A 23,842-nucleotide genomic window follows, 5' to 3' on the forward strand; every position below is an offset into this window, starting at 1 on the left:
ACATTGATATCTGAAATGTGTCTTTGCGTGTGTCGCGCAACGCGTTTCATGTCGTAACCCACTGGCAGCTTTGAGCCATCTGGCGACCAGTGGGGCATGTTGGTCGCGTGCCGGCACCGGCGCGGCTGACATCCTCCTCCTCTCTTCGCCCCGGTAACTAACCGGGGTTTTTTTTTGCCCCGTGGCTGGGGACAATGGCCCCATGGACACCCCCCCCGATCCATCCCTGTTGCCTGCAGCCACACGCTTCCTGGAACTGGAAGCTTCGCATCGTCCGGATTTTTCCGGCTGCATCGTCCTCATTCCCCACCACCACATGGGTGTGGATTTTCGCCTGGCCCTGCGGCGGTCCATGCCGGATCCCGTGTTTCTGCCGCCTCGCCTGCTCACGCTCCCGGACCTGGCCCGGACCGCGACCGTGGACACGACGGCGGAACCCGACAGCAAGCGGTTGGCGGAATTGCATGACTTCCTCGCCCACATTGGCCATCTGCCCCGGGAGGGTTTGTGGCAGGCCGCCCGTGAACTCCTGGATCTGTTGGAAGAAATGGACAGGGCCCAGGTCACCCTGGACGGCGCAGCCGCAGATCGGGCCCTGGATCAGGGGCGGGGCAACCCCTACCTGGGGCTGGAGGCCACCATTGCCCGAGGTGTATGGCAGGCCCTGGGCCAGGATGCGCCGGGCAGGGCCCGGGCCTATGGCCTGCGTCTGGCTTGGCTGGCAAACCGGGCCCAGCAGCCCTTGTATACCCTGGGACTCATGGACCTGGCAGCGCAGGAGGATGACTTCCTGCGGAGCTGGGCAGAGCGCCAGCCCGTACTCGCATTGCCGGCACCCGTGCCCTATCCGGAACGCCATGCCCTGCTGGTGGATGCCTGGCGCACCCAGACCCCACCCCTGGAACGTAGAGCTGGTGACCATGCCCGCCAGCAGGCCACCTCTCCGCTTGCGGGTGCCCTGGCCATCCACCCTGCCCACAACCTGGAAACCGCAGCTCGCACGGCGGAACGGGTGCTGCTGGACTGGCTGGCCGAGGGCCGGCGCCGCATCGCCCTGGTGGCCCTGGACCGTCTTCTGGCCCGGCGCCTGCGAGCCCTGCTGGAGCGGCGCCGGATCCTGGTGCAGGACGAAACCGGATGGACCTTGTCCACCTCCGCAGTGAGCCATGTGGTGGAACGCTGGCTGGCTATGTCCGGGGAGCGGGTCTGGCACGGGGACCTGCTGGACCTGCTCAAGTCCCCCTTCCTGTTCGCGGACGATCCTGCGGGGCGCACGGCGGCGGCCCACGGCCTGGAAGCCGCCCTGAGGCGCCATGGTGCTCCGGCCAACCTGGCGGGCTACCAGGCCCTGGCGCGCCAGGAAGGACTCGCCGAGGCCCAATCCATCCTTTCACGCCTGGCGGCCGCCCAGTCCCTGTTTACCCGTCGCCGCCAGCCCCTGGCGGCCTGGACCCGTCAACTCCTGGAGGCCATGGACCTGCTGGGCGCACGGCCGGCCCTGGCCGCCGACCCCATCGGCCGGCAATTGCTGGAGCTGTTGCAGCGGCTGGAACAGGAAGTAGCTGGCATGTCTCAAGGCTTCGACCAGGGGGACTGGCGCCGCTGGCTGTTCCTGCACCTGGAGCAGACCACCTTTAGCGAAGCCTCGGTGGAAAGCCCCCTGCGCCTGACCCATCTGGCCGCCGCCCACCACCGGGAGTTGGAGGGCGTGATCATCCTGGGGGCCGGCGCGGCCCATCTGCCGGGCGGCGCCAAGGCCACGGTGTTCAACGACGCCACCCTGCGGCAACTGGGCCTGCCAGGCCGTGAGGAAAAGGAGGCTGCCACCCAGGACATGCTCATGGACCTCCTGGCCCGCACGCCCCGGGCTGCATTCATCTGGCAGGCCGAGGCGGATGGCGACCCCGCCCCCTTGTCGCCCTGGTTGGTGCACCTAGAGGCGTTCCACCAGGCGGCATGGGGACAGCGCCTGATCCGCACGCTGGAGCTTCCCTTGCCGCTGGCCGAGGGCCCGGGAGCCATGCCCGCTGACCCGCCCTCTGCGCCTCGACCTCCCCGGCGGCTCAGCGTGAGCGCCTGGCAGAGCCTGGTGGCTTGCCCGTACCAGTTCTTCGCCCGCCATGTCCTGGGCCTGAACGAACCGGACGACATGCCGGAGGAAATGGACAAGGCGGAATACGGCAGCCTGGTGCACCGCATCCTGGCCCGCTTCCACAGCACCCACCCCAGCCTGGAAAACGAAACCGCCCCTTACTGGGAGGCCGAACTGAAGACCCTGTCCGCCGCCGTCTTTGACGTCGCGGAGCACAGGCATTTCCAGGCCGTGGCCTGGCGCCTGCGCTGGGAACGCCACATTCCGGACTACGTTGCCTGGGCCTTGGGCCGGGAGGTCGAGGGATGGCGATTCCATGCGGCCGAAACGCCCCTGGAAAAGGCCGTGGCCTGGGGCGATGGCGACCAGACCCTGCTATACGGCCGGGCGGACCGCCTGGACCACAAGGACGGTGACGTGGCTGTGCTGGACTACAAGACCCAGTCCCGCCAGACCCTGCGCGCCAAACTGGAGCCGGGTGGCGAGGATGTGCAGCTGGCGGCCTATGCCTGGCTGGCGGATGCCACCCAGGCCGGTTTCGTCAGCGTGGATGAAAAACAGGTGGTCCTGCTCCAGGCCGAGGCAGGCGACGACCTGGCCCTGCGGGCCGGCGCCGAGGAGGGGCGCATCGCCAAGACCATGGCGGAGATGGCCGCCGGCGCCGGCCTGCCGGCCCACGGTGCCCTCTCCACCTGCGCCTGGTGCGAAATGCAGGGCCTTTGCAGGCGTGCCCACAGGGACTTGGCGATGCCATAATCCCAAGGCGGTACCAACACCCAGGAGACAACATTGAAAATCGAGACCATCGCAGTCCACGGCGGCTACAGCCCTGAGCCCACCACCAAGGCCGTGGCGCCCCCCATCTACCAGACCACGTCCTACGCCTTCGACTCCACCCAGCACGGTGCAGATCTGTTCGACCTCAAGGTGGCGGGAAACATCTACACCCGCATCATGAATCCCACCACCGACGTTTTGGAGAAGCGGGTGGCTGAAATGGAGGGCGGCATCGGTGGCCTGGCCCTGGCCTCCGGCATGGCAGCCATCACCTACGCCGTCATGACCATCGCCGAGGCGGGGGACAACATCGTCACCAGCTCCACCCTGTATGGCGGCACCTATAACCTCTTCGCCCACACCCTGCCCCGCTACGGCATCGAGGTGCGCTTCGCCGACTACCGCCAGCCGGACAGCTTCGAGAAGCTCATCGACGCCCGCACCAAGGCGGTTTTCTGCGAGTCCGTTGGCAACCCCCTGGGCAACGTCACGGACTTCGAGAAACTGGCGCAACTGGCCCATGCCCACGGCGTGCCCGTCATCGTCGACAACACCGTGCCCACCCCCTACCTGTGCAGGCCCTTCGACCACGGCGCCGACATCGTGGTGCACGCCCTGACAAAATACCTGGGAGGCCACGGCAACAGCATCGGCGGCATGATCGTGGATTCCGGAAAGTTCCCCTGGGCCGAGCACAAGACCCGTTTCGCCCGCCTGAACGAACCGGATATCTCCTACCACGGCGTGGTCTACACCGAGGCCCTGGGTCCGGCGGCCTACATCGGCCGCGCCCGGGTGGTACCCCTCCGCAACATGGGCGCCGCCATCTCCCCCTTCAACAGCTTCCTGATCCTCCAGGGCATCGAGACCCTGCACCTGCGCATGGACCGCATCTGCGACAACGCCCTGACCGTGGCCCAGTGGCTGAAGAACCACCCCCAGGTGAGCTGGGTCAACTATGCCGGCCTGCCGGACTCCCCCAGCAAGCCACTGGCGGACAAGTACATGGGCGGCAAGGCCTCGGGCATCGTTTCCTTCGGCATCAAGGGAGGACGCGAGGCGGGGGCCAGATTCATCGATGCCCTGCAACTCATCGTGCGTCTGGTGAACATCGGCGACGCCAAGTCCCTGGCCTGTCACCCCGCCAGCACCACCCACCGCCAGCTCTCTCCGGAGGAACTTGCCAGGGCCGGTGTCTCCGAGGACATGGTGCGACTTTCCATCGGCATCGAGCACATCGACGACCTCATGGCGGACATCGACCAGGCCCTGGCAGCCGCGCAGTAAGCGGCTTCCTGAAACAGGAACGGCCAGCAATAGCTGGCCGTTCCTGTTTGGGTGCCGGCTATGGGTTGGGGTTGGGAATGGGGATGGCCTCCGCCTCGTCAGGCTTCCAAGGCGTCAGCACGATCTCCACGCGCCGGTTGCGCTGGCGGTTCTCCTCAGTATCGTTGGAAGCAATGGGACGATACTTGGAAAAGCCCACGGCTTCCATGCGGGTGGGAGCGACGCCATGCTGGTCCTCGAAATAGCGCACCACACTGGAGGATCGGCCGGTGGACAGTTCCCAGTTGGAGTAATACTTAGATTTCAGGCTGGGCCCAATGGGCACGGTGTCCGCGTGGCCCTCGATGCGGATGGTCTCGTCGCCTCCAGCCAGGGCTGCGGCCACGGCGTCCAGCACCCGGCGGCCACCGGGGAGAATGTCCGCGCTGCCGGACTCGAACAGGATGCGGTCCAGCACCCTCACCGTCAGTTGGGAACGAAGTTGGTCGATCTCCACATCCCGGTTGCCGATCTCGCTCTGGAGGCGCTGGCGCAGACCCTTTTCCAGTTCCCGCATGCGCTGGCCTTGCTTGTCCCGGGTTTCCGCTGCCTTGGCATATTTCTGCAAATCCTCGCGCATCTCCGCGCAGGACGCCGCGTCAGCCTGGGCCTGTTGCCTCAACGTCGACAAGTCGCCCTGACAGCGGACAAGTTCACCCGCCCTCTCGGCCAAGGCCTTCTCGGCTCGCGAGCGACCTTCCTTCTCGGCCTGAACCTGCCCCATGGCCGCGTCCCTGCCCCGAATACATTCCTGCAATTCCTGCCTTGCCCGGTTGCAGTCCCCCTGGGCTGTGGCAAGGTTCTGGCGCTCTAGAGCGAGTTGCCCTTGGCAAGTGGCGCTCTCACATGCGGCATCGACGATCTTCACCGGTTCCTGGCTGGCACAACCCGCGAGGACCATCACCACCGAAAAGGCCAATGCAGTCCTATTCATGCTACCTCCTGATCGGCTGGAAAAACTGGGAACACTTTCAGTATGGCACCTGATGCAAGAACAGCACGGCCACTGCTCAAGCCACTTTCCATCAGGGCTGGCCAGCCACGCAGGCCTGAAGATCCGCCAGTTTTTCCAGTATCTGGTCCTTGAATTCCATCAGCTCACGCACCTTGGCCCGGGCAGTTTCCATGTCGCCAGCCTGGCGCAGGCGGATGATCTCCGGGCCCAGCCGGTGCACCGCCGCGTGGATGGGTTCCAGTTCGACGAAGGCCTGGAGTTGGCCATACCGTCTCGAACCGTGCCCGTAGTACCAGTGGCCAAAGCGGCATTGATGGTGGTCGCTCAATTCCTTGGCGGAGAGTTGCAGGGAAGCGCCCTCCAGATGATCGAGCACCCCCTTGACCCACTTGACGTGGTCATATTGGGCCACCAGCAGGGGAAAGTCGTTCATTTCCCATTGGGTATCCGCCCATAAAGCCCACTGGGGATCCGGCCGGTAGGCTGCCACCCAGGCGGGCACGTCCTCGGCGGGCATGGGACGGGAGATGCCGTAGCCCTGGACGATGTCACACCCAAGGCGCATGAGCAGCACGCCCTGTTCCGCGGTCTCGACACCTTCGGCCACCACGGTGCGGCGGAACGCCGTGGCAAGGCCGATGACGCCCTCCACCAGGGTCAGGTCGTCACTGTCTTCCAGGATATCCCGCACGAAGGACTGGTCGATCTTCATCACGTCCGCCGGGATGTCCCGCAGGTAGGCCAGGGAGGCATAGCCCGTGCCGAAATCGTCCAGGGCGAAACCCACGCCCATCTCCCGGCAGGCCTCGATCACCTCACGCACATGGCGCGTGTTCTCCAGGGCGGCGGATTCCAGGATTTCCATTTCGAGACGACCCGGCTTCACCTCCGGGTAGTCGTTGAGGCAGGCCCGCACGCAATCCACGAAATCCTTCCGCAGCAACTGGCGCGCGGCCAGGTTGACACTGATGGAAAGGGCACAGCCCATGCGGTCCCAGGCCATGATCTGGGACAAAGCCTTTCGTGTGACCCACTCACCGATATCGACGATGAGTTCGTCATGCTCCGCCTGGGGCAGGAATTCGCCCGGCGACAGAAGGCCGCGCTCGGGGTGCTGCCAGCGCAGCAGGGCTTCCATGCCCATGACCTGGCCTGTGCGCAAATTGACCTTGGGCTGGTAATGCAGCACCAGTTCTTCACGACCCAGGGCCTCGCCCAACCGGTGCAGGAGTTGGCGCCTGGTCTGGGCCTGCTGGTCCTGTTCGGCGTCGAACAGGTGGAACCGGTTGCGTCCGGCCTGCTTGGCCTGGTACATGGCCTGGTCCGCGTGGCGTAGCAGGGTTTCCGTGTCGGCACTGTCGAAGGGGAATACCGTGACGCCGAGGCTGGCCGTGAGCGTGTACTGCTGGCCGTCTATCTCGAAGGGGGCTGCGGACAGGCTGAGCACCCGTTCCGCCACGCACTCGATCTCGTCCATGTTGGGCAGGCCGCTGAGGGCCATGGCGAACTCGTCCCCGCCCAACCGGGCCACCACGTCCGTGCTGCGTACCACCTGCTTCAGCCGCTGGGCCACCATCACCAGGATGCGGTCCCCCATGGCATGCCCGTGGCGGTCATTCAGCAGCTTGAAACCGTCCAGATCAAGGAACACCAGGGCCAGCAGCTGATTGTCCCGACGGGCCCTCTCCACCATCTTGTGCAGCCGCTCGGTCAACTGGGCACGGTTGGGCAGTTCGGTGAGGATGTCGAAATGGGCGATGCGCTGCAAACGCTCCTGGGCACTGTGCAGGGCATCGATGTCGGTAAACACCGCCACATGGTGGCTGTGCTCCCCCTGCCCGTCCTTCACGACGGTGATGCTCAGCCGCTCCAGATAGACCTCGCCGGATTTCCGCCGGTCCCAGATCTCGCCCTGCCAACGTCCTTCCGTCTTCAGGGCATGCCACATCCGGGCGTAGAACTCCGGGCCATGACGGCCGGACTTGAGCATGCTTGGCGTCTGGCCCAGCACCTCCTCCAGCGCATAGCCCGTGACCTCGCAGAAGGCCTCGTTAACGTACAGGATGCGGTTGTCCGCATCCGTCACCATCATGCCGTCCCGGATGTTCTCCAGGACGATAGCCGCAAGTTCCTGAGGAAGGTCATGCGTGCCGACGGACATGCCGTCAGCGCTCGCCGATGCGCTTGGCCAGGTCGGCGGCCTTGCCCGTATAGCTGCCCGGCGTCATGGCCAGCAGACGCTGCTTGGCCTCGTCGGGAAGAGCCAGGCCCTGGATGAAGGCCGCCAGGGAGGCCTGGGTTATGCCCTCCTTGCCCCGGGTCAGGGCCTTGAGCTGTTCATAGGGTTTATCCAGGCCATAACGACGCATCACCGTCTGGATGGGCTCCGCCAGCACTTCCCAGTTGGCGTCCAGGTCTTCCGCCAGCTTTGCCGGATTGGCCTCCAGCTTGTTCAGGCCCCGCAGGCAGCTCTCGTAACCGATCAGCGCGAAACCGAAGGCCGTGCCCATGTTGCGCAGCACGGTGGAGTCCGTCAGGTCACGCTGCCAGCGGGAGATGGGAAGCTTTTCAGACAGATGACGCAACAGGGCGTTGGCCAGGCCCAGATTGCCCTCGGAATTCTCGAAATCGATGGGGTTCACCTTGTGGGGCATGGTGGAGGAGCCCACTTCCCCCTCCTTCAACTTCTGCTTGAAGTAACCCAGGGAGATGTAGCCCCACACGTCCCGGTCCATATCGATCAACAGGGTGTTGGCCCGGGCACAGGCGTCGTACATCTCCGCCATGGCATCGTGGGGTTCGATCTGGATCGTGTAGGCATTGAAAGCCAGGCCCAGGCTCTCCACGAAACGGCGGGCGAAGCCTTCCCAGTCGAAGTCCGGGTAGGCCGACAGGTGGGCGTTGTAGTTGCCCACGGCGCCGTTGATCTTGCCCAGCATCTCCACGCCGGCAAAGCGGGCCGTGGCCCGGCGCAGCCGGTGCACCACGTTGGCCATCTCCTTGCCCAGGGTGGAAGGGCTGGCAGGCTGGCCGTGGGTGCGGCAAAGCATGGGCAGGTCCGCCAGTTCCACGGCCAGGGCGGTGAGACGTTCCTCCACGGCACCCAGGGCGGGCAGCAGCACGTCCCGGCGGGCATCCCGAAGCATGAGGGCATGGGACAGGTTGTTGATGTCCTCGGAGGTGCAGGCGAAGTGGATGAATTCAGCCACCTTCATCACCTCGGCATTGGCCCCCAGCCGGTCCTTGAGGAAATATTCCACGGCTTTCACATCGTGGTTGGTGACCTTCTCGTGGGCCTTCACTGCCTCAGCGTCAGCCAGGGAAAAGCTGTCGGCCACGGCGTCCAGTTCTGCGATGGTGGCGGCAGAGAAGGCGGGCACCTCCACGATGGCCGGCTCGGCGGCCAGGGCCTTGAGCCATTCGATCTCCACCTTCACACGATACTTGATGAGGCCGAACTCGCTGAAATAGGGCGCCAGCTTGGCACCGCTGCGGCGGTAACGACCATCCAGGGGGGAAAGCGCGGTGAGGGTATTCAGGTCCATGTTGAACTCACAGTTTTTGGCGTATGGCCAGGGTGGCCTGGTTGCGCAGGGCCTTCAGCATGCCCAGCATCTGGCCCGTCAGTTCCAGGGGCTGGGCTTGCCGGTCGGCGTAGAGCATGGCCACCGACTTGCCGTTGATGGCGATGGGCAGCAGCAGGAAGGCGTGGGCGTTGGTGCTGTCCCGGTACCAGGGGGGGATGCGATCACGGATATTGTCCGCCGTGGCATCGGAAATGAGGATGTCCTGGCCCTTGGACAGGGCGGCATGGAACACGTCCGGGGCAAAGGAGAGGGGGATGCGGAAGGCCCGGCGCAGCGCCTCCGCATTGGGCCCGAAGGCCACACGCCCCAGCAGGCACTGGCTGCCCCGGTCCAGGGTGCTGACGAGGACCCGGTCGAAGCTGCCGCTGCGGTAGAACAGTTCCGCCACCATCTTAAGCACGTCGGAGAGCTGGTATTCCCCCAGGATCAGGCTGGTGAGGTCCTGCATGCCCTGGGCCAGGATGCTGGTGGGGTCCATGGACTCCCCTTCCCGGGAGGTGTCGAGCCCTGCCATGACCTCCTCCTCCTCCCCGGCTTCCTGCCCCGCCGCCGCTTCCTGCTCCGCCTGGCCAGGCTTGAGCAGGCGCTGCATCAAGGGGCTGCGCCTGGCGTCCGTACGGATGATGTGGGCTTCCCGCTGCACCGTTTGGGCGGCCTTGTGGGCCGTCTCAGCCAGGGACTCCACGCTCACCTTGGCGGCGTCCTTGTAGCGCTCGCACAAGGCGTTGATGGCCTGCCGCTGCTGGTCAGGCGGCAGGTTCCTGGCATAGGTCTGGTGCAGTTCCTGGGCCAGGTTGGCCACCACCCTCAGACGCCCGTCCAGGGAGCTCGCCGCCCGCACGGGGCCCTCGCCGACGGGCGTGATGGCATGCAGGATGTTGGGGGCGAAGTGCCATTGCTTGGCGATGGCCAGGCCCAGCTGCTCGTAGTCCACCCCCAGCACCACCCTTGCCGCCGCCGCTTCGCTGAGCTGGTCCGCCTCCATGCGTTCAGCGACCTGCACGGTTTCTTCGTAGAAATGAAAGCGCGCCATGAGCCGCCCCAGATTGCGGAACAGGGCGCTGATGAAGGCTTCCTCGCTGTCACGCACGCCGGCGCTGGAAGCCAGCATGCGTCCCAGGGTGCCGCAGAAGAAGCTGTCCACCGCCTCCGCCTTGAGCTCTTCCGCCTGGGCGTGGTTCTCCAGGTGCTCGAACAGCAGCAGGGAGATCGCCGCGTCCCGTACCGCATCCAGACCCAGGATGACCACGGCGCGGGAGATGGTGCTGATGGGCTGCACGCTGAAGGAGCCGTAGTAGGCCGCGTTCACCAGGCGCAGCAGCTTGTTGGTGAGGGACACGTCCCGCAGGATGATCTCGGTCAGGGCGCTGGAGTGGCCGTTCTCGTCGCTGACCGCCTTGTTGAGCTCGCTGATGGTATGGGACAGGGCGGGGAAATCCCCCCCCTGGTTCATGCGCTGAAGCAGGGTTTCCAGTGCGGTATCCGTGCTCATCTCGTGTTTGCCCTGGGCACGTTCAGGCAGGCCTGCGATCCTGCAGGGCCTGGGCGATGGTCATGCCGTCCACGTGCTCCAGTTCACCGCCCGCCGGCAGCCCCCGGGCGATGCGGCTGACCTTCAGTCCCTTGGCCTTCAGAATCTCGCCGGCGTAATGGGCCGTGGCCTCCCCTTCAGCCGTGAAGTTGGTGGCGAGGATTACCTCCTCCGTCTCCCCGTCCTGGGCCCGGGAGATGAGTTGCTCCAGGCCGATGTCCCGGGGCCCAACCCCGTCCAGGGGCGACAGCCGCCCCATGAGCACGAAGTACAGGCCCCGATAGGCCTGGGTCTCTTCCAGGCGGTTGAGATCGGCCGGCATTTCCACCACGCACAGGGTGCGCGGGTCCCGCCGGGGGTTGCGACACAGGTCGCACACCGGGGCTTCGGAGAAGTTGTTGCAGCGCTGGCAGTGGTGCAGGCGCTCCAGGGCGTTGGTCAGGGCACCCGCCAGGCGGGCGGCGCCTGGGCGGTTGCGTTGCAGCAGATGATAGGCCATACGCGCCGCAGACTTGGGGCCCACGCTGGGCAGCACCCGCAGGGCGTCGATGAGGGCGTCGAGGGAGGAAGGAAGAAGCATTCGGGAAGGATGAATGGGGAATGATGGATGGGGTTTCTCATCACCCATCCCTCATCCCCCATCCCATATTAAAAGGGTAGCTTGAAGCCTGGAGGCAGGGGCAGGCCCGCGGTAACGCCGGCCATCTTCTCCTGCACCATATCCTCCACCTTGCGCACCGCGTCGTTCATGGCTGCCGCGACGAGGTCCTCCAGCATCTCCTTCGCGTCGTCACCGCTATCGGCCAGGAGGCTGGGATCGATGGTGACCCGCTTCACGTCGTGCTTGCCGGTCATGACCACCTTCACCAGCCCCGCGCCGGAGGCGCCTTCCACCTCCATTTCCGCGATCCTGGCCTGCATCTTCTGCATATTTTCCTGCATCTGCTGGGCCTGCTTCATCAGGTTGCCGATGCCGCCCATTCCGCCTTTGATCATGTCTCTGTCCTGTTCCTAGTTGCCGGTGCCCGTCAGGGGGCGAATGTTGTTGATGGAGGCCTCGCACTCCCGCACGAGGGTCTGCACGAAGGGATCGGCGCGGATGGCCGCTTCCGCCTCGCTCTGCTGATTGGCCTGTTCCCGGGCGCGAAGGGCCGCGGGAGAGGCCTCGCCGACCTGCTCCACCACTTCGATGTCCACCCGCACGCCTGCCCCCAGGCGTTCCGCCAATGCGGCCTTGAGCTTGTCGCCGAAACCGGCCAGCAATGTTTTCTGTCCTTCCGGCAGCCGCAGGCGCAGGCTGCGCGGGTCGTACCCGGCCAGTTCGCATTGCATGGCCAACTGGCGCACCAGGCCCGGCAGGCCTTCGGCCAGGCGGCGCCAGTTGCCGTCGAAGCCCTCCAGGGGCTCGTTGGCCGCCACTGGGCTGGCCGGGACGGCATGCACCTTGGCAGCCGCCCCGGGGTGAGGGGCGGCCGCGCCCCCCGCAGCTGGACGGCTTTCATTGCCTGAGCGCCTGCCCGGCGGCGGCACGGAAGGGGGCTCTCCCGGCATGAAGGCCAGCATGCGCAGCAGGGTCATGGAGAAACCGGCGAATTCATCCGGGGCCCATTCCAGGTCCCGGCGCCCCAGGGTGGCGATCTGGTATTGGACCTGAACAGTCTCCGGGTCCAGGCTCCTGGCCAGCTCGAACAGGCGTTCCCGCTCGGGGGCGTCCTCGTCCACCGCCTCGGGCACGGTCTGGGCCAGGGCGATCTGGTGCAGCAGGCCCGCCAGATCCTGGAGGGCCGCGTCGAAGGAGAAGCCCCGGGCCGCCAGTTCGTCCGCCTCCTTCATCAACCGGGGGCCGTCGCCGTCGGCGAGAGCAAAAAGGATGGGCAGCAGGTAGGCCTGGTCTATGACCCCCAGCATGCCCCGCACCTCCTCCTCCTTCAAGGCCCCCTGGCCGTAGGCGATGGCCTGGTCCGTGAGGGATAGGGCGTCCCGCATGCTGCCGGCGGCCGCCCGGGCCAGCAGGTGCAGGGCGCCGGTATCGAACTCCACCCCTTCCGCCTCCAGCACGTGCTTCAGGTGACCTGATACATGGCCGGGGGGCATCTGCTTCAGGTTGAACTGCAGGCAGCGGGACAGTACCGTCACTGGCACCTTCTGGGGGTCCGTGGTGGCCAGGATGAAGATGACGTGGCCCGGGGGCTCCTCCAGGGTCTTCAACATGGCGTTGAAGGCATTGCGGGAGAGCATGTGCACTTCGTCGATGATGTAGACCTTGTAGCGCCCGGCGGTGGGGGCGTACTGGGCGTTCTCCAGAATCTCCCGCATGTTGTCCACGCCGGTGTTGGAGGCGGCGTCCAGCTCGATCAGGTCCACGAAGCGGCCGCTGTCGATCTGGGTGCAGGCGCCGCACTGGCCGCAGGGCTGGGCGGTGGGCGTATCGCTGCTCTCGCAGTTCAGGCACTTGGCCAGGATGCGGGCCAGGGTGGTCTTGCCCACCCCCCGGGTGCCGGTGAACAGGTAGGCGTGATGCAGGCGCCCCTGGGTCAGGGCATTGGACAGGGCGCGCACCACATGCTCCTGGCCCACCAGTTGCTCAAAGGTGCGGGGCCGCCATTTGCGGGCAAGGACTTGATGGCTCATCAGGCGAACAAGGCCAGTCTGGTCATGCGGGGTCTCAACGGGTGCGTACTGGGCGATATGAATGAGGTGGCGAGCCTGACCCCCGGCACTGGCATGGACCGCTGTGGCTGCTTCCTTCCGGACCTGACCAGATTCACGGCTTGACCATGCGGGGAGGCCCGCCGCCCCGGATTCTACACGAGCAGGGCCGCCAAGTCGTCCGCTGGGCCGCCCCAAGGACGGCTTGCCCCCTCGGGGGCAGCGCAGACCGAGGGTCAGCGCCGGGGGCTCACGTCACTCGTCTCTCCGGGGCTCCGCCAGCCTGCGCGCCTGGACTGCCGCTGCCAGTTCCCGCAGCAGAGGCTCGGTGGCATCCCAGCCGATGCAGGCGTCGGTGATGGACTGGCCGTAGGCCAGGGGCTTTCCAGGCACCAGGTCCTGGCGCCCCGGGCTCAGGTGGCTTTCGATCATCACCCCCATGATGCGCTCGTCGCCGGCAGCGATCTGCCGGGCCACGTCCTGGCCCACCTCGATCTGGCGCTCGAACTGCTTGCTGGAGTTGGCGTGGGACAGGTCGATCATCACCTGGGGGCGCAAACCGGCGGCGGCCAGGTCGGTACATACCTGGCTGACGCTCTCGGCATCGAAGTTGGGTTTCTTGCCCCCCCGCAGGATCACGTGGCAGTCCTCGTTGCCGGCGGTCCTGAACACCGCCACATGGCCGGACTTGGTGATGGACACGAAGTGGTGGGGGGCGTTGGCGGCCTTGATGGCATCCACGGCGATACGGATGTTGCCATCGGTGCCGTTCTTGAAGCCCACGGGACAGGACAGGCCCGAGGCCAGCTGGCGATGGGACTGGGATTCCGTGGTGCGGGCGCCGATAGCCCCCCAGGACACCAGGTCGGCGATGTACTGGGGCGAGATCAGGTCCAGGAACTCGGTGCCGCAGGGCAGGCCCTGCTCGTTGATCTCCAGGAGCAGCTTGCGGGCCAGGCGCAGGCCCTCGTTGATGTCGAAGCTCTCGTTCAGGTGGGGATCGTTGATGAGCCCCTTCCAGCCCACGGTGGTGCGGGGTTTCTCGAAGTACACCCGCATGACCACCACCAGTTCCCGGGCCAGTTCCGTCGCCAGGGCCTTGAGCTTGTGGGCGTACTCCATGGCCGCCCTGGTGTCGTGGATGGAGCAGGGCCCGACGATGACCACCAGACGGTCGTCGGCACCCCGCAGCACGTCATGTATCTGCTTGCGCCCGTCGAAAGTGGTCTTGAGGGCCGTCTCCGAGGCCTTCAGCTCGCGCATGACCTGCATGGGGGCCAGCAGTTCATCGCCCTGTTCGATCCGGGTGTCATCGGTACGGTAGCCCGTCATGGTTCACTACTCCTGTCGTGGTGCCAGCCCAAACAAAAAAACCGCCAGGCTGGCGGTTTTTCGGGGACAACGTCGATTAACTGCGCGCGTGCTTCCCAACCGCCGGGAGGAGGGGTTGGCTAAATCGAAAATAGCGCGCAGTGGTATTCATGGGGCAGGATGCTATCAGACCTTGGCTGACATGGCACGGCCCCCGCCATCTCTCTTCGGTCGTTGCCGCCCCCCGAGGGGGCCAAGTCGTTCTTGGGTCGGCCCAGCGAACGACTTGAGAGCCCAGCCAAAACCTGAATTTCAGGCAGCCACCTTCGGCAGGCGATGCAGGGCCGCCTCGATCTCGTGTTCCGGATAGGCGTAATCCTCCAGCTGGCCGGAGAAATAGCGGTCGTAGGAGGACATGTCGAAGTGGCCATGGCCGGAGAGGTTGAAGAACAGGGTCCTGGGCTCGCCGGTTTCCTTGCAGCGCAGGGCCTCGTCCATGCAGGCGCGGATGGCGTGGCAGGACTCCGGCGCGGGAATGATGCCCTCGGCCCGGGCGAAGGCCACGCCGGCCTCGAAGGTGGCCACCTGGGGCACGGCCACCGCCTCGATCAGCTTCTCGTGGTAGAGCTGGGACACCAGGGGCGAGTCGCCGTGGTAGCGCAGGCCGCCGGCATGGATGCCCGGGGGCATGAAGTCGTGGCCCAGGGTGTACATGAGCATCAGGGGGGTCAGGCCCACCGCGTCGCCGAAGTCATAAGCATAGTGGCCCTTGGTGAGGGTGGGGCAGGAGGTAGGCTCCGCCGCCACCAGGCGCGTGTTCCGGGCCTTGGCATCCCCCGCCGCCTTGTCCGCCAGGAAGGGGAAGGCCGTGCCGGCGAAGTTGGAGCCACCGCCGCAACAGGCGAACACCATGTCCGGGTAGTCGCCGACCTTCTCGAACTGCTTCTTGGCTTCCAGGCCGATGACGGTCTGGTGGTGGCAGACGTGGTTCAGCACGGACCCCAGGGCGTAGTTGGTGTCGGGCCGATTGGCGGCCTCTTCCACGGCCTCGGAGATGGCAATGCCCAGGCTGCCGTTGGATTCCGGGTCCAGTTCCAGGATCTTGCGGCCGGACACGGTGTTGGGTGTGGGGCTGGCGAACACCTCGGCGCCCCAGGTCTGCATCATGGAGCGGCGGTAGGGCTTCTGGTTGTAGGACACCTTCACCATGTAGACGCGCACGTCGATGCCGAACATCTGCCCGGCCAGGGCCAGGGAACAGCCCCACTGGCCAGCGCCGGTCTCGGTGGCCAGGCGCTTGATGCCCGCCTGGGCGTTGTAATAGGCCTGGGCGATGGAGGTGTTGACCTTGTGGGAGCCGGCCGGTGAGACACCCTCGTACTTGTAATAGATCTTCGCCGGGGTGCCCAGGGCCGCTTCCAGCTTGTGGGCGCGGAACAGGGGGCTGGGCCGGTACATGCGGTAGGCCTCCCGCACCGGCTCGGGAATGGGAATCCAGCGCTCGGCGGAGACTTCCTGCTCGATCAAGGTCATGGGGAAGATTGCCGCCAGGGCCTCCGGGCCCACGGGCTTGCCGTCCGGCCCCAGGGGAGGCGCCGGCTTGTTGGGCATGTCCGCCACCACGTTGTACCAATGGGTGGGGATGTCGCTCTCGTCCAGCAGGATCTTGGTCTGGGGCATGGTCAGGTTCTCCTAGTGGTCAGTTCAGGTTTCAAGTCGTGCCCGGACCGTCCGACAGCGGCCCTGGCACAACTTGAATCAGCGGCGAAAGTTGGCATCCTACCTTTCCAGGGCAGTCAAATACATGACCCAGGACAGGGTAGAGCAGTCCCTGGGCCGATATGCCAAGATGAAACCAGGAGATACACAATATCCATATGCCCCTCCGCCCCGCCCAGGCCCGCTGGTTCGAAACCTACCTGCCCCGCAGTCAGACGGTGCAGGGTGTGGAGGTGCTGGCCCGCACGGGCGCGGTGGAACTGGAGACCTACCCCCGCCCCGTGGACGCCACGGAAACGTCCAGGCTGCGCTACTTCGTGGACCAGTTCCATCATCTGGCCAGGGCCCATGGGGCGGACATGCCCCACATCGGTGCCCAGGCCTCCCACCTGGTGGGTGATCCCATCCACCTTGCCAACCAGGCCCTGCATCGCTTGCGGCACTGGTGCGACAGGGTGGATCTGGCCCATGTCCGCATGGACCAGTTGGAGGCCGAAATCCACCACCTGATGCTGCTGCGGGAGTGCGTGGAGGCCATGGCCCGGGACGCGGTGGATCTTGACCGGGTGTTCAGCAAATCCCGGTTCCTGTGCAAATGCCTTTTTGCCTGTCCCAAGCAGGCGGCCCAGGTTCCCTTGCCCAGGGAAGGAGTCGAGGAGGTGTTGCACGGCCAGGACTGGGATTTCCTCTACGTGGCGGGGCTCCCGGAGAAACGCCACCTGATACGCCAACTGGCGGTGGAGCACGGCTGCGAGCAGATCGCGATCCCCGCCTGGCTGGCCGGCGGGCCGGAGGACCAGCGCCGGGCATTGCAGCACCGCCTGGCGGACGCCCACCGGGAGCTGGCCCATCGCAAGATTGAGCTGCGCACCCTCCGGGAGGAAGTCCAGGTGGCCCAGGACAGGGCGGACGTGGGCACCCTGCGGTGGTACCTGAACCATGCCCCCGACACCCTGGGAGCCGGCCCGCTCAACCGGATCTGCGGCTGGACCACGGTCCGGCCGGATGCCTTGCGGGACGCCCTGGCCAAAGCGGGCATCCAGGCCATCATCCGCAGCCCCCGGCCCCCGGCCAAGGCGGCCCCACCCGTGGCCAGCGCCGCCGACTGGTGGGCCCAGCCCTTCCGGCCCCTGGTGGAGATGCTGGGCCCGCCGGGGCGTCAGGAGGTGGACCCCACGGGCCTGCTGGCCCTGGTGGTGCCCCTGCTGTTCGGCTACATGTTCCCCGACTTGGGCCATGGCCTGGTGCTGGCCGTGGCCGCCCTGGCCCTCTCGCCACGCTGGCCCAAGGTCAGGTTCCTCATCCCCTGTGGCATATCGGCGATGATCTTCGGCCTGCTTGCCGGGGATGTGTTCGGCCTTCACGACCTGATCCCGCCGCTATGGCAGCCCCCCCTGGATGCGCCCCTGCTGGTGCTGGCCATCCCCATGGTCTTCGGCGCCCTGCTGATGTTGCTGGGACTGGTCTTCGCCGGCGTCCAGGCCCACTGGCGAGGCGAGGGGCGTCCATGGTTCTGGAAAGAAGGGGCCATGGCGGTGCTGTACCTGGCCGTCCTGCTGGGTCTGGTTTATCCCCCCGCCTTCCTGCTGGCCGGAGCAGCCGCCCTGCAGTTCCTCGGCGCCGGAATTCATCAGGCCCCTGCCGGTGGGCGGCGCGCCGCCCTGCCCATCCTGGTGGGAGACCTGCTGCTGGGGATCTTCGAGCTGAGCATCAACACCCTGTCCTTCCTGCGGGTGGGGGCCTTCGCCCTGGGCCACGCCGCCCTTTCCCAGGCCGTGCTCACCCTGGCCGAGGCCACGGACTGCTCCTGGGGCTGGTGGTTGGTCATGGTGCTGGGCAACCTCTTCGCCCTGGCCCTGGAGGGGCTGCTGGTGTTCGTGCAGACCACCCGCCTGGTGCTGTTCGAGTTCTTCATCCGCTTCCTGCGGGGTGAAGGTCGTGCCTTCCGGCCGGTGGCGCAACCGCCAGTGACAGGAGGCCGCCGGAATAAGGGAAAATGAGACCCCTTCCGCTTCCGCCCGTGCCTCCGTCATGAAAGCCGACCTCACAGAACACACCCTGGACTCCCGCGACGAATACCGGGGCCGCCTGCTGCACGTGAAGAAAGACCGGGTGCGCCTGCCGGACGGCGCCGAATCCACCCGGGAATACATCGTCCACCCCGGCGCGGCGGTGATCATCCCGGTGTTCGAGAACGGCGACATCCTGCTGGAGCGCCAGCACCGCTATCCCCTGCGGCGGGACTTCATCGAACTGCCCGCCGGCAAGTTCGACCCGGACGAAACCGAACTGGCCTGCGCCCGGCGGGAACTCCAGGAGGAAACGGGCTACCTGGCCCAAAGCTGGTCGGAGCTGCCCACCTTCTACCCCTGCATCGGCTACGCCAACGAGCGCCTGGTTTATTTCCTGGCGGAGGGCCTGGAATACAGCGGCGAGAACATGGACGAGGACGAATTCCTGGAGATCCTGCGGGTGCCCCTCCCGGAGGCCATCGCCATGATCGGCGACGGCCGCATCGACGAGGCCAAGACCGTGATGGGCCTGCTGTGGTACGAGCGCTTCGCCCTGACAGCACTCAAACCTTGAACTGATCCAGCTCCGACTTGAGGCGCGCCGCCAGGTCCCCCAGGTGGGCGGCGGTGGTGGACACCTGCTCGGAGGAAGCGCTGTTTTCCTCCACCATCTGGGCGATGCGTTCCACGTTCTGGGCGATCTCCGTGCTGGCGATGCGCTGTTCCCTGGAGGCGCTGGCGATCTCGTCCACCTTTTCCCGCACCAGTTCCGCCGCGCCATGGATATCGGTAAGCACCCGGGCGGTCTCGCCCACGCTGCGCTCCCCCACCTCGGCCCGCTGGCTGCTGGCATCCATGTTGGTGACCGCCTGGCGGGTCTCCTGCTGGATGGCGCTGATCATGCCGGTGATCTGGGTGGTGGCGCCGGAGGTGCGCTCCGCCAGCTTGCGCACCTCGTCCGCCACCACGGCGAAGCCCCGGCCCTGCTCCCCGGCCCGGGCCGCCTCGATGGCGGCATTCAGGGCCAGCAGGTTGGTCTGGTCGGCGATGTCCTTGATCACCTGGACGATGCCGCTGATCTCGTCGGCGCGGACGTTGAGGCCCTCGATCTGCCGGGCCGCGTCCCGCACCGCCTGGGCGATGACGATCATTTCCCGGCTGGCCTCGTTGGCCACGCTCTGGCCCTGGTCGGACATGCGTCCCGCCTCATCGGCGGTGGCGTTGGCGTCCTGGGTCTGGTCCGCGGTGTGGGACACGGATACGGTCAGTTCCTCCACCGAAGCTGCCGCCGAGGAAATCGCCTCGCTTTGCCGGGTGGTGGCCTGGGCGATGAGATTGGAGCCGGCGGCCACCTCATGGGAGGCGATGTCCACCTGGTCGGCCGCGTCCTTGGCGCTCTGGATCAGTTGGGCCAGGGCCTCCCGGGCCCGGTTCACGTCGGTGGCGATACGCCCCAGCTCATCCCGGCTGGCCACCCGGGCGGGGCGGCTCAAATCGCCGGCGGCCAGGGCGGTGGAGGTGAGGTTCACCTCCCCCACGGCCTGGAGGATACCCGCGTGCATGCCCAAGACGATGTAGCCCGTGAGGCCCAGCATGACCAGGGTGAGGGCGATGCTGAACACCATGTGCTCGCGGTTGGACTGCTTGCGCCCTTCCAGAATGTGGGTGAGGGCTTTTGTGGCGACGTCAGTAAACTGGATGGCCGCGTCGATGGGCCGGGTGGCGGCGGCGAAATATTCGGTGCTGGGCAGGGTAAAGCCTTCCGCCACCGCCTCGCTCATGGTCAGTTCCACGCCGCGCCGCACCTCTTCCTGCATGGCCTCGCTCAAAGGCGCCAGGCGCTCCCGCAGGCTGGGGTTGACCTCCATGGCATAGGCCAGGTTGTTGGCCAGGTTTTTCGCATACACCCGGATCTGGGCCGTGAGAGCAGTCACCTGGGCCTTCTCGTCCGGGGTGATGGCCTTGCGCGCCAGGATGCCGGCGGTCTTGCCCCGGGTCTTGCCCAGCAGCTCGATCAGGGGCCAGGCCTGGTTGACGATGCTGTCCTGGAGATAAAAGCTGTCCGCCTCCGGGTCCAGGGTCAGGCCGGAACGGAAGGCCATGTCCTGGGCCAGGTCGAGGATGTGGTCCACCAGCTTCGTGTGGGTGGCGAAGCTCTGGGGCGCCGGCGTATCCGCCCCCTGGGCCGCCAGGGGCGACCATTGCTCGCCGATGGTCTTGATGCCCTCCGCCTCGCCGAAGGCATTGACATTCTCCGCGGCGCGGGCGTTCAACGCCACCAGGGCCGCCTGCATGTCCGCCGCCGCCTTGCGCACCTTGGGTTCCGCGGCGGCATCGCCGGACAGCCAGGCATTGGACAGCCCCCGGTGTTTCTGGGTGGCGATGAGGGCGGGCTGCATGGTCTGCAGGAAGCTGATGCCCTTCACCTCCCGGTCAGCGATGGCATAGGCCTGGATCAGGTTGGGAATGGCCATGGCCAGGAGATAGAGGATGGGGATCAGGGCTATTCCCACCGTCAACAGAAATTTCCCGGAAAAACTCAGGCGGTTTAGCAGGGCGATGATGGGCTTCAGCATGGTGGTCTCATGGCCACGGACAATGGGCCTTTATCGGACAAAACCATCGCAACTTGAGGCCGCCCGCACCGCAGGCCGGACAGCGGCCGCCGGGTCCGGGTGGTAACATGCCGACGGTTTCGCCCTGCCCTCCTCCGTCATGCCGATCAGCACCCTCGAAGATCTTTCCGCCGCCGTGCGGCAATTCGGCCGCGAGCGGGACTGGCACCAGTATCACGACCCCAAGAACCTCACCGCCGCCCTCATCGTGGAAGCGGCGGAACTGCTGGAACCCTTCCAGTGGCTCACCCCGGAGCAAAGCCTTCAACTGCCGGAGCCCAAGCGGGAGGCCGTGCGCCAGGAAATGGCGGACGTGCTCATCTACCTGGTGAGCCTGGCCAACTGCCTGGACATCGATCTCCTCCAGGCCGCCGAGGACAAGCTGGCCATCAATGCGCGCAAGTACCCCGTGGAGAAGGCCAAGGGTTCCTGCGCGAAGTCCCACGAACTCTGACCCACCGATCCCGACCCCACCATGAGCGACCCAAAGCCCTACTACCGCCACCACCTGTTCTTCTGCCTGAACCAGCGGGAGGACGGCGGCGCCTGCTGCGCCGACCACAACGCCGAGGCCCTGTTCGAACACGCCAAGAAGAAGGCCAAGAAGCTCGGCCTGCACGGCAAGGGGGGCGACTGCCGGGTGAACCGGGCCGGCTGCATGGACCGCTGCGACCAGGGCCCCGTGTGCGTGGTCTACCCGGACGCCACCTGGTACACCTACGTGGACGAGGCGGACATCGACGAGATCCTGGAGTCCCACCTGCGGGACGGCAAGGTGGTGGAGCGGCTGAAGATCTAGTCCCTCCCTCTCCCCCCGGGAAAGGGATGGGGTGAGGGAACAAGGCATCCATACCCTGCACACCCATATGAAACGCCACAAGCTGCGCATCAAGCTCCCGGTCGGCAGGATCGAGACCGTCATCGAGGACCCGGAGGAAGGCCGCCGGGGACTGGCCCTCATCGCCCATCCTCACCCCCTCCATGGCGGCAGCCTGGACAACAAGGTGGCCTGGACCCTGGCCAGGGCCGCGGTGAACCGGGGCCTGGTGGCTATCCGCCCCAACTTCCGCGGCGTGGGGGAGAGCGAGGGAACCTTTGACCACGGCATCGGCGAGACCGAGGACCTGCTGGGCCTGGCCGCCAGCATCGCCCCCCACTACCCTGGCTTGCCCTGGACCCTTCTGGGCTTCTCCTTCGGCGCTTACGTGCAACATCGGGTCGCGGCGGAATTGAATGCCGAGCGCCTCATCATGGTGGGCCCGGCGGTCACCATGTACGACTTCGCCGGCCCCGCCATCTCCGCCCACATCATCCACGGCGTGGAGGACGAGCTGATCCCCATCGCCGCCGTCAGGAAATATGCCCATGCCCACGGCATCCCCTTGCACGAGATCGAGGGGGCGGGGCATTTCTTCCACGGCAGGCTGAAGCCCCTCCAGGCCCTGGTTGAAAGCCTGTGCCGTTAGCCCCCCTCTCCATCCGCCGCCTCACCAAGCGCTACGGCGCCACCGCCGTGGTGGACGGCCTGGACCTGGAACTGGCCCCCGGCCGCTGCCACGGCCTGCTGGGCCCCAACGGCGCCGGCAAGACCACCACCCTGCGCCTGTCCCTGGGCCTCGTCGGCGCGGACGCGGGCGACATCCATCTCATGGGCCACCCCATGCCGGCGGAGGGCGCCGCCGCCCGGCGGCGTGTAGGGGTGGTGCCCCAGGCCGACAGCCTGGACCCGGACTTCACCGTGCGGGAGAACCTGCTCACCTACGGCCGCTACTTCGGCCTGAAACGGGCCGAGATGGCCGCCCGCATCCCCGCCCTCCTGGCCTTCGCCGGCCTGGAGGCCAAGGCCGACGCCCCCATCGCCAACCTGTCCGGCGGCATGAAGCGCCGCCTCACCCTGGCCCGGGCCCTCATCAACGACCCGGAGCTCGTCTTCCTGGACGAGCCCACCACCGGCCTGGACCCCCAGGCCCGGCACCTCATCTGGCAGGGCCTGCGCCGGCTCATCGCCCAGGGCAAGACCCTGCTGCTCACCACCCACTTCATGGAGGAGGCGGAGCGCCTGTGCGACGTCATCAGCGTCATGGACCAGGGGCGCATCATCGCCCAGGGCACGCCCCGGGAACTCATCGCCACCCACATCGAACCCCACGTGGTGGAGGTCTTCGGCGAGGGCCTGCTGGAATGGAACACATGCGCCTCCCGCTTCTGCCGCCGCTGCGAGACCGCGGGGGAAACCCTGTTCTGCTACACGGACGACCCCCAGGCCGTGGTGGCGGACCTGGAAGGCGACACCGCCCGGGCCGCCGGCCTGCGCTACCTGCATCGGCCCGCCAACCTGGAAGACGTGTTCCTCAAGCTCACCGGGAGGGATTTGCGTGACTGAGTCCCCCATACCCAACCCATCACCCCGACGAAAGCCGGGGTCCAGGGATTTTGATCTTCTGGATTCCGGCGAAAGCCGGAATGACCGCCAGGCGCGGAGGCAGCGCCCATGAACTGGTTCCCCGTCTGGCTGCGCAACTTCAAGGTGTGGAAGAAGCTGGCGGGCCCTTCCCTGCTGGGCAACCTGGCCGACCCCATGCTCTACATGCTGGGCCTGGGCTACGGCCTGGGGGGCCTGCTGCAACAGGTGGACGGCGTGCCCTACCTCAACTTCCTGGCCGCCGGCATGCTGTGCTACAGCGTCATGAACAGCGCCACCTTCGAGACCCTCTACTCCGCCTTCTCCCGCATGCACGTGCAGAAAACCTGGGAGGCCATCCTCAACACCCCCCTGGGCCTGAAGGACGTGCTGCTGGGGGAACTGGCCTGGGCCACCTTCAAGAGCATGCTTTCCGGCGCCGCCATCATGCTGGTCATCTGGGTGCTGGGTTTGCAGGGGGATTTCGTCCTGAGCCTGGCCCTCATCCCCGTGGTCCTGCTCACCGGCTTCTGCTTCGCCGGCCTGGGGCTCGCCGTCAACGCCATCTCCCCCAACTACGACTTCTTCCTCTACTACTTCACCCTGGCCATCACCCCCATGGTGCTGCTGGGCGGTGTCTTCTACCCCCCCACCGCCCTGCCCGGCTGGCTGGCCACGGCCGCCGCCTGGCTGCCCCTCACCCACGCCATCGAGCTGGCCCGGCCGCTGGTGCTGGGGCACTGGCCGGAGAAGCCCTTGTGGCACGGTGTGGTGCTGGTGGCTTACGGGGTGGCGGGGTTTGGCGCGTCGCTGGTGCTGACGCGGCGGCGGCTGCTGCGCTGATCGTTGCCTTATCCCCCTTTACCA

Annotated in this window: 19 protein-coding genes and 1 other RNA gene; 9 read left to right on the top strand and 11 right to left on the bottom strand. The window is 66.4% G+C overall.

What is annotated here, in order from left to right:
* Positions 1 to 202 precede the first annotated feature (202 nt).
* On the top strand, positions 203 to 2,848 hold the full coding sequence (locus H6935_09140) for a PD-(D/E)XK nuclease family protein (GenBank protein ID MCP5278513.1): 2,646 nt from the start codon (positions 203 to 205) through the stop codon (positions 2,846 to 2,848).
* Between the two features lie 33 nt (positions 2,849 to 2,881).
* Positions 2,882 to 4,156 (top strand): aminotransferase class I/II-fold pyridoxal phosphate-dependent enzyme, encoded by a 1,275-nt coding sequence (locus tag H6935_09145; protein ID MCP5278514.1) that lies wholly within the window; start codon positions 2,882 to 2,884, stop codon positions 4,154 to 4,156.
* A 58-nt stretch (positions 4,157 to 4,214) separates the two neighbouring features.
* Here the strand turns inward: H6935_09145 and H6935_09150 are convergent, their stop codons facing one another.
* The 10 genes from H6935_09150 to H6935_09195 all read right to left on the bottom strand — a co-directional run bounded on the left by H6935_09150 (position 4,215) and on the right by H6935_09195 (position 15,908).
* Positions 4,215 to 5,129: an OmpA family protein gene (locus H6935_09150; protein MCP5278515.1), complete on the bottom strand. Its 915-nt coding sequence runs from the start codon at positions 5,127 to 5,129 to the stop codon at positions 4,215 to 4,217.
* Between the two features lie 91 nt (positions 5,130 to 5,220).
* Positions 5,221 to 7,311 (bottom strand): EAL domain-containing protein, encoded by a 2,091-nt coding sequence (locus H6935_09155; GenBank protein MCP5278516.1) that lies wholly within the window; start codon positions 7,309 to 7,311, stop codon positions 5,221 to 5,223.
* A gap of 4 nt (positions 7,312 to 7,315) precedes the next feature.
* On the bottom strand, positions 7,316 to 8,695 hold the full coding sequence (gene purB / locus H6935_09160; protein MCP5278517.1) for an adenylosuccinate lyase: 1,380 nt from the start codon (positions 8,693 to 8,695) through the stop codon (positions 7,316 to 7,318).
* 7 nt (positions 8,696 to 8,702) lie between these two features.
* The gene (locus H6935_09165) at positions 8,703 to 10,229 is read right to left on the bottom strand and encodes an HDOD domain-containing protein (GenBank protein ID MCP5278518.1); all 1,527 of its coding nucleotides are present in this window, start codon (positions 10,227 to 10,229) and stop codon (positions 8,703 to 8,705) included.
* 22 nt (positions 10,230 to 10,251) lie between these two features.
* Positions 10,252 to 10,848 carry a recombination protein RecR gene (recR, locus tag H6935_09170; GenBank protein ID MCP5278519.1) on the bottom strand — a complete coding sequence of 199 codons (597 nt, stop codon included), beginning with the start codon at positions 10,846 to 10,848 and terminating at the stop codon, positions 10,252 to 10,254.
* A 68-nt stretch (positions 10,849 to 10,916) separates the two neighbouring features.
* Positions 10,917 to 11,264, bottom strand: a complete 348-nt coding sequence (locus H6935_09175) for a YbaB/EbfC family nucleoid-associated protein (GenBank protein ID MCP5278520.1) — start codon at positions 11,262 to 11,264, stop codon at positions 10,917 to 10,919.
* A gap of 15 nt (positions 11,265 to 11,279) precedes the next feature.
* Positions 11,280 to 12,899, bottom strand: a complete 1,620-nt coding sequence (gene dnaX / locus H6935_09180) for a DNA polymerase III subunit gamma/tau (protein ID MCP5278521.1) — start codon at positions 12,897 to 12,899, stop codon at positions 11,280 to 11,282.
* A gap of 65 nt (positions 12,900 to 12,964) precedes the next feature.
* An RNA gene (gene ffs, locus H6935_09185) (signal recognition particle sRNA small type) lies at positions 12,965 to 13,062 on the bottom strand.
* Between the two features lie 110 nt (positions 13,063 to 13,172).
* Positions 13,173 to 14,249, bottom strand: a complete 1,077-nt coding sequence (gene aroG, locus H6935_09190; GenBank protein MCP5278522.1) for a 3-deoxy-7-phosphoheptulonate synthase AroG — start codon at positions 14,247 to 14,249, stop codon at positions 13,173 to 13,175.
* Positions 14,250 to 14,540: 291 nt separating this feature from the next.
* On the bottom strand, positions 14,541 to 15,908 hold the full coding sequence (locus tag H6935_09195; GenBank protein ID MCP5278523.1) for a TrpB-like pyridoxal phosphate-dependent enzyme: 1,368 nt from the start codon (positions 15,906 to 15,908) through the stop codon (positions 14,541 to 14,543).
* 197 nt (positions 15,909 to 16,105) lie between these two features.
* On the opposite strand from H6935_09195, the gene H6935_09200 reads away from it, so the two are divergent.
* Together H6935_09200 and H6935_09205 are read left to right on the top strand one after the other, a co-directional pair.
* Positions 16,106 to 17,947: a hypothetical protein gene (locus H6935_09200; protein MCP5278524.1), complete on the top strand. Its 1,842-nt coding sequence runs from the start codon at positions 16,106 to 16,108 to the stop codon at positions 17,945 to 17,947.
* Between the two features lie 31 nt (positions 17,948 to 17,978).
* Entirely contained in the window at positions 17,979 to 18,533 is a 555-nt protein-coding gene (locus H6935_09205) for an NUDIX hydrolase (GenBank protein MCP5278525.1), read from the top strand.
* On the opposite strand, the gene H6935_09210 is transcribed toward H6935_09205, so the two are convergent.
* The gene (locus H6935_09210) at positions 18,523 to 20,535 is read right to left on the bottom strand and encodes a HAMP domain-containing protein (protein ID MCP5278526.1); all 2,013 of its coding nucleotides are present in this window, start codon (positions 20,533 to 20,535) and stop codon (positions 18,523 to 18,525) included. The genes H6935_09205 and H6935_09210 overlap by 11 nt on opposite strands.
* Positions 20,536 to 20,674: 139 nt before the next feature.
* Here H6935_09210 and H6935_09215 point away from each other — a divergent pair, with 139 nt between their 5' ends.
* The 5 genes from H6935_09215 (at position 20,675) to H6935_09235 (ending at position 23,818) form a co-directional block, all read left to right on the top strand.
* Positions 20,675 to 21,028 (top strand): nucleotide pyrophosphohydrolase, encoded by a 354-nt coding sequence (locus H6935_09215; GenBank protein MCP5278527.1) that lies wholly within the window; start codon positions 20,675 to 20,677, stop codon positions 21,026 to 21,028.
* 21 nt (positions 21,029 to 21,049) lie between these two features.
* A complete protein-coding gene (locus tag H6935_09220) occupies positions 21,050 to 21,373 on the top strand; it encodes an NAD(P)H-dependent oxidoreductase subunit E (GenBank protein ID MCP5278528.1) in 324 nt (107 codons plus the stop codon).
* A gap of 67 nt (positions 21,374 to 21,440) precedes the next feature.
* On the top strand, positions 21,441 to 22,040 hold the full coding sequence (locus H6935_09225) for an alpha/beta hydrolase (GenBank protein ID MCP5278529.1): 600 nt from the start codon (positions 21,441 to 21,443) through the stop codon (positions 22,038 to 22,040).
* Positions 22,031 to 22,957, top strand: coding sequence for an ATP-binding cassette domain-containing protein (locus H6935_09230; protein ID MCP5278530.1), 927 nt, complete (start codon positions 22,031 to 22,033; stop codon positions 22,955 to 22,957). Before H6935_09225 ends, H6935_09230 begins: the two co-directional genes overlap by 10 nt.
* A gap of 108 nt (positions 22,958 to 23,065) precedes the next feature.
* On the top strand, positions 23,066 to 23,818 hold the full coding sequence (locus H6935_09235; protein ID MCP5278531.1) for an ABC transporter permease: 753 nt from the start codon (positions 23,066 to 23,068) through the stop codon (positions 23,816 to 23,818).
* Positions 23,819 to 23,842: the final 24 nt, after the last annotated feature.

The sequence above is a fragment of the Thiobacillus sp. genome, from assembly GCA_024235835.1.
In the GTDB taxonomy this organism is placed as follows: Bacteria; Pseudomonadota; Gammaproteobacteria; order Burkholderiales; family Thiobacillaceae; genus PFJX01.

Bases quoted from the DNA above. Each gene is read 5' to 3' on its own strand.
- H6935_09140 (MCP5278513.1), top strand. From the start codon at position 203: ATGGACACCCCCCCCGATCCATCCCTGTTGCCTGCAGCCACACGCTTC.
- H6935_09150 (MCP5278515.1), bottom strand. From the start codon at position 5,129: ATGAATAGGACTGCATTGGCCTTTTCGGTGGTGATGGTCCTCGCGGGT.
- H6935_09155 (MCP5278516.1), bottom strand. From the start codon at position 7,311: ATGTCCGTCGGCACGCATGACCTTCCTCAGGAACTTGCGGCTATCGTC.
- purB (MCP5278517.1), bottom strand. From the start codon at position 8,695: ATGGACCTGAATACCCTCACCGCGCTTTCCCCCCTGGATGGTCGTTAC.
- H6935_09165 (MCP5278518.1), bottom strand. From the start codon at position 10,229: ATGAGCACGGATACCGCACTGGAAACCCTGCTTCAGCGCATGAACCAG.
- recR (MCP5278519.1), bottom strand. From the start codon at position 10,848: ATGCTTCTTCCTTCCTCCCTCGACGCCCTCATCGACGCCCTGCGGGTG.
- H6935_09175 (MCP5278520.1), bottom strand. From the start codon at position 11,264: ATGATCAAAGGCGGAATGGGCGGCATCGGCAACCTGATGAAGCAGGCC.
- dnaX (MCP5278521.1), bottom strand. From the start codon at position 12,899: ATGAGCCATCAAGTCCTTGCCCGCAAATGGCGGCCCCGCACCTTTGAG.
- aroG (MCP5278522.1), bottom strand. From the start codon at position 14,249: ATGACGGGCTACCGTACCGATGACACCCGGATCGAACAGGGCGATGAA.
- H6935_09195 (MCP5278523.1), bottom strand. From the start codon at position 15,908: ATGCCCCAGACCAAGATCCTGCTGGACGAGAGCGACATCCCCACCCAT.
- H6935_09200 (MCP5278524.1), top strand. From the start codon at position 16,106: ATGCCCCTCCGCCCCGCCCAGGCCCGCTGGTTCGAAACCTACCTGCCC.
- H6935_09205 (MCP5278525.1), top strand. From the start codon at position 17,979: ATGAAAGCCGACCTCACAGAACACACCCTGGACTCCCGCGACGAATAC.
- H6935_09210 (MCP5278526.1), bottom strand. From the start codon at position 20,535: ATGCTGAAGCCCATCATCGCCCTGCTAAACCGCCTGAGTTTTTCCGGG.
- H6935_09215 (MCP5278527.1), top strand. From the start codon at position 20,675: ATGCCGATCAGCACCCTCGAAGATCTTTCCGCCGCCGTGCGGCAATTC.
- H6935_09220 (MCP5278528.1), top strand. From the start codon at position 21,050: ATGAGCGACCCAAAGCCCTACTACCGCCACCACCTGTTCTTCTGCCTG.
- H6935_09225 (MCP5278529.1), top strand. From the start codon at position 21,441: ATGAAACGCCACAAGCTGCGCATCAAGCTCCCGGTCGGCAGGATCGAG.
- H6935_09235 (MCP5278531.1), top strand. From the start codon at position 23,066: ATGAACTGGTTCCCCGTCTGGCTGCGCAACTTCAAGGTGTGGAAGAAG.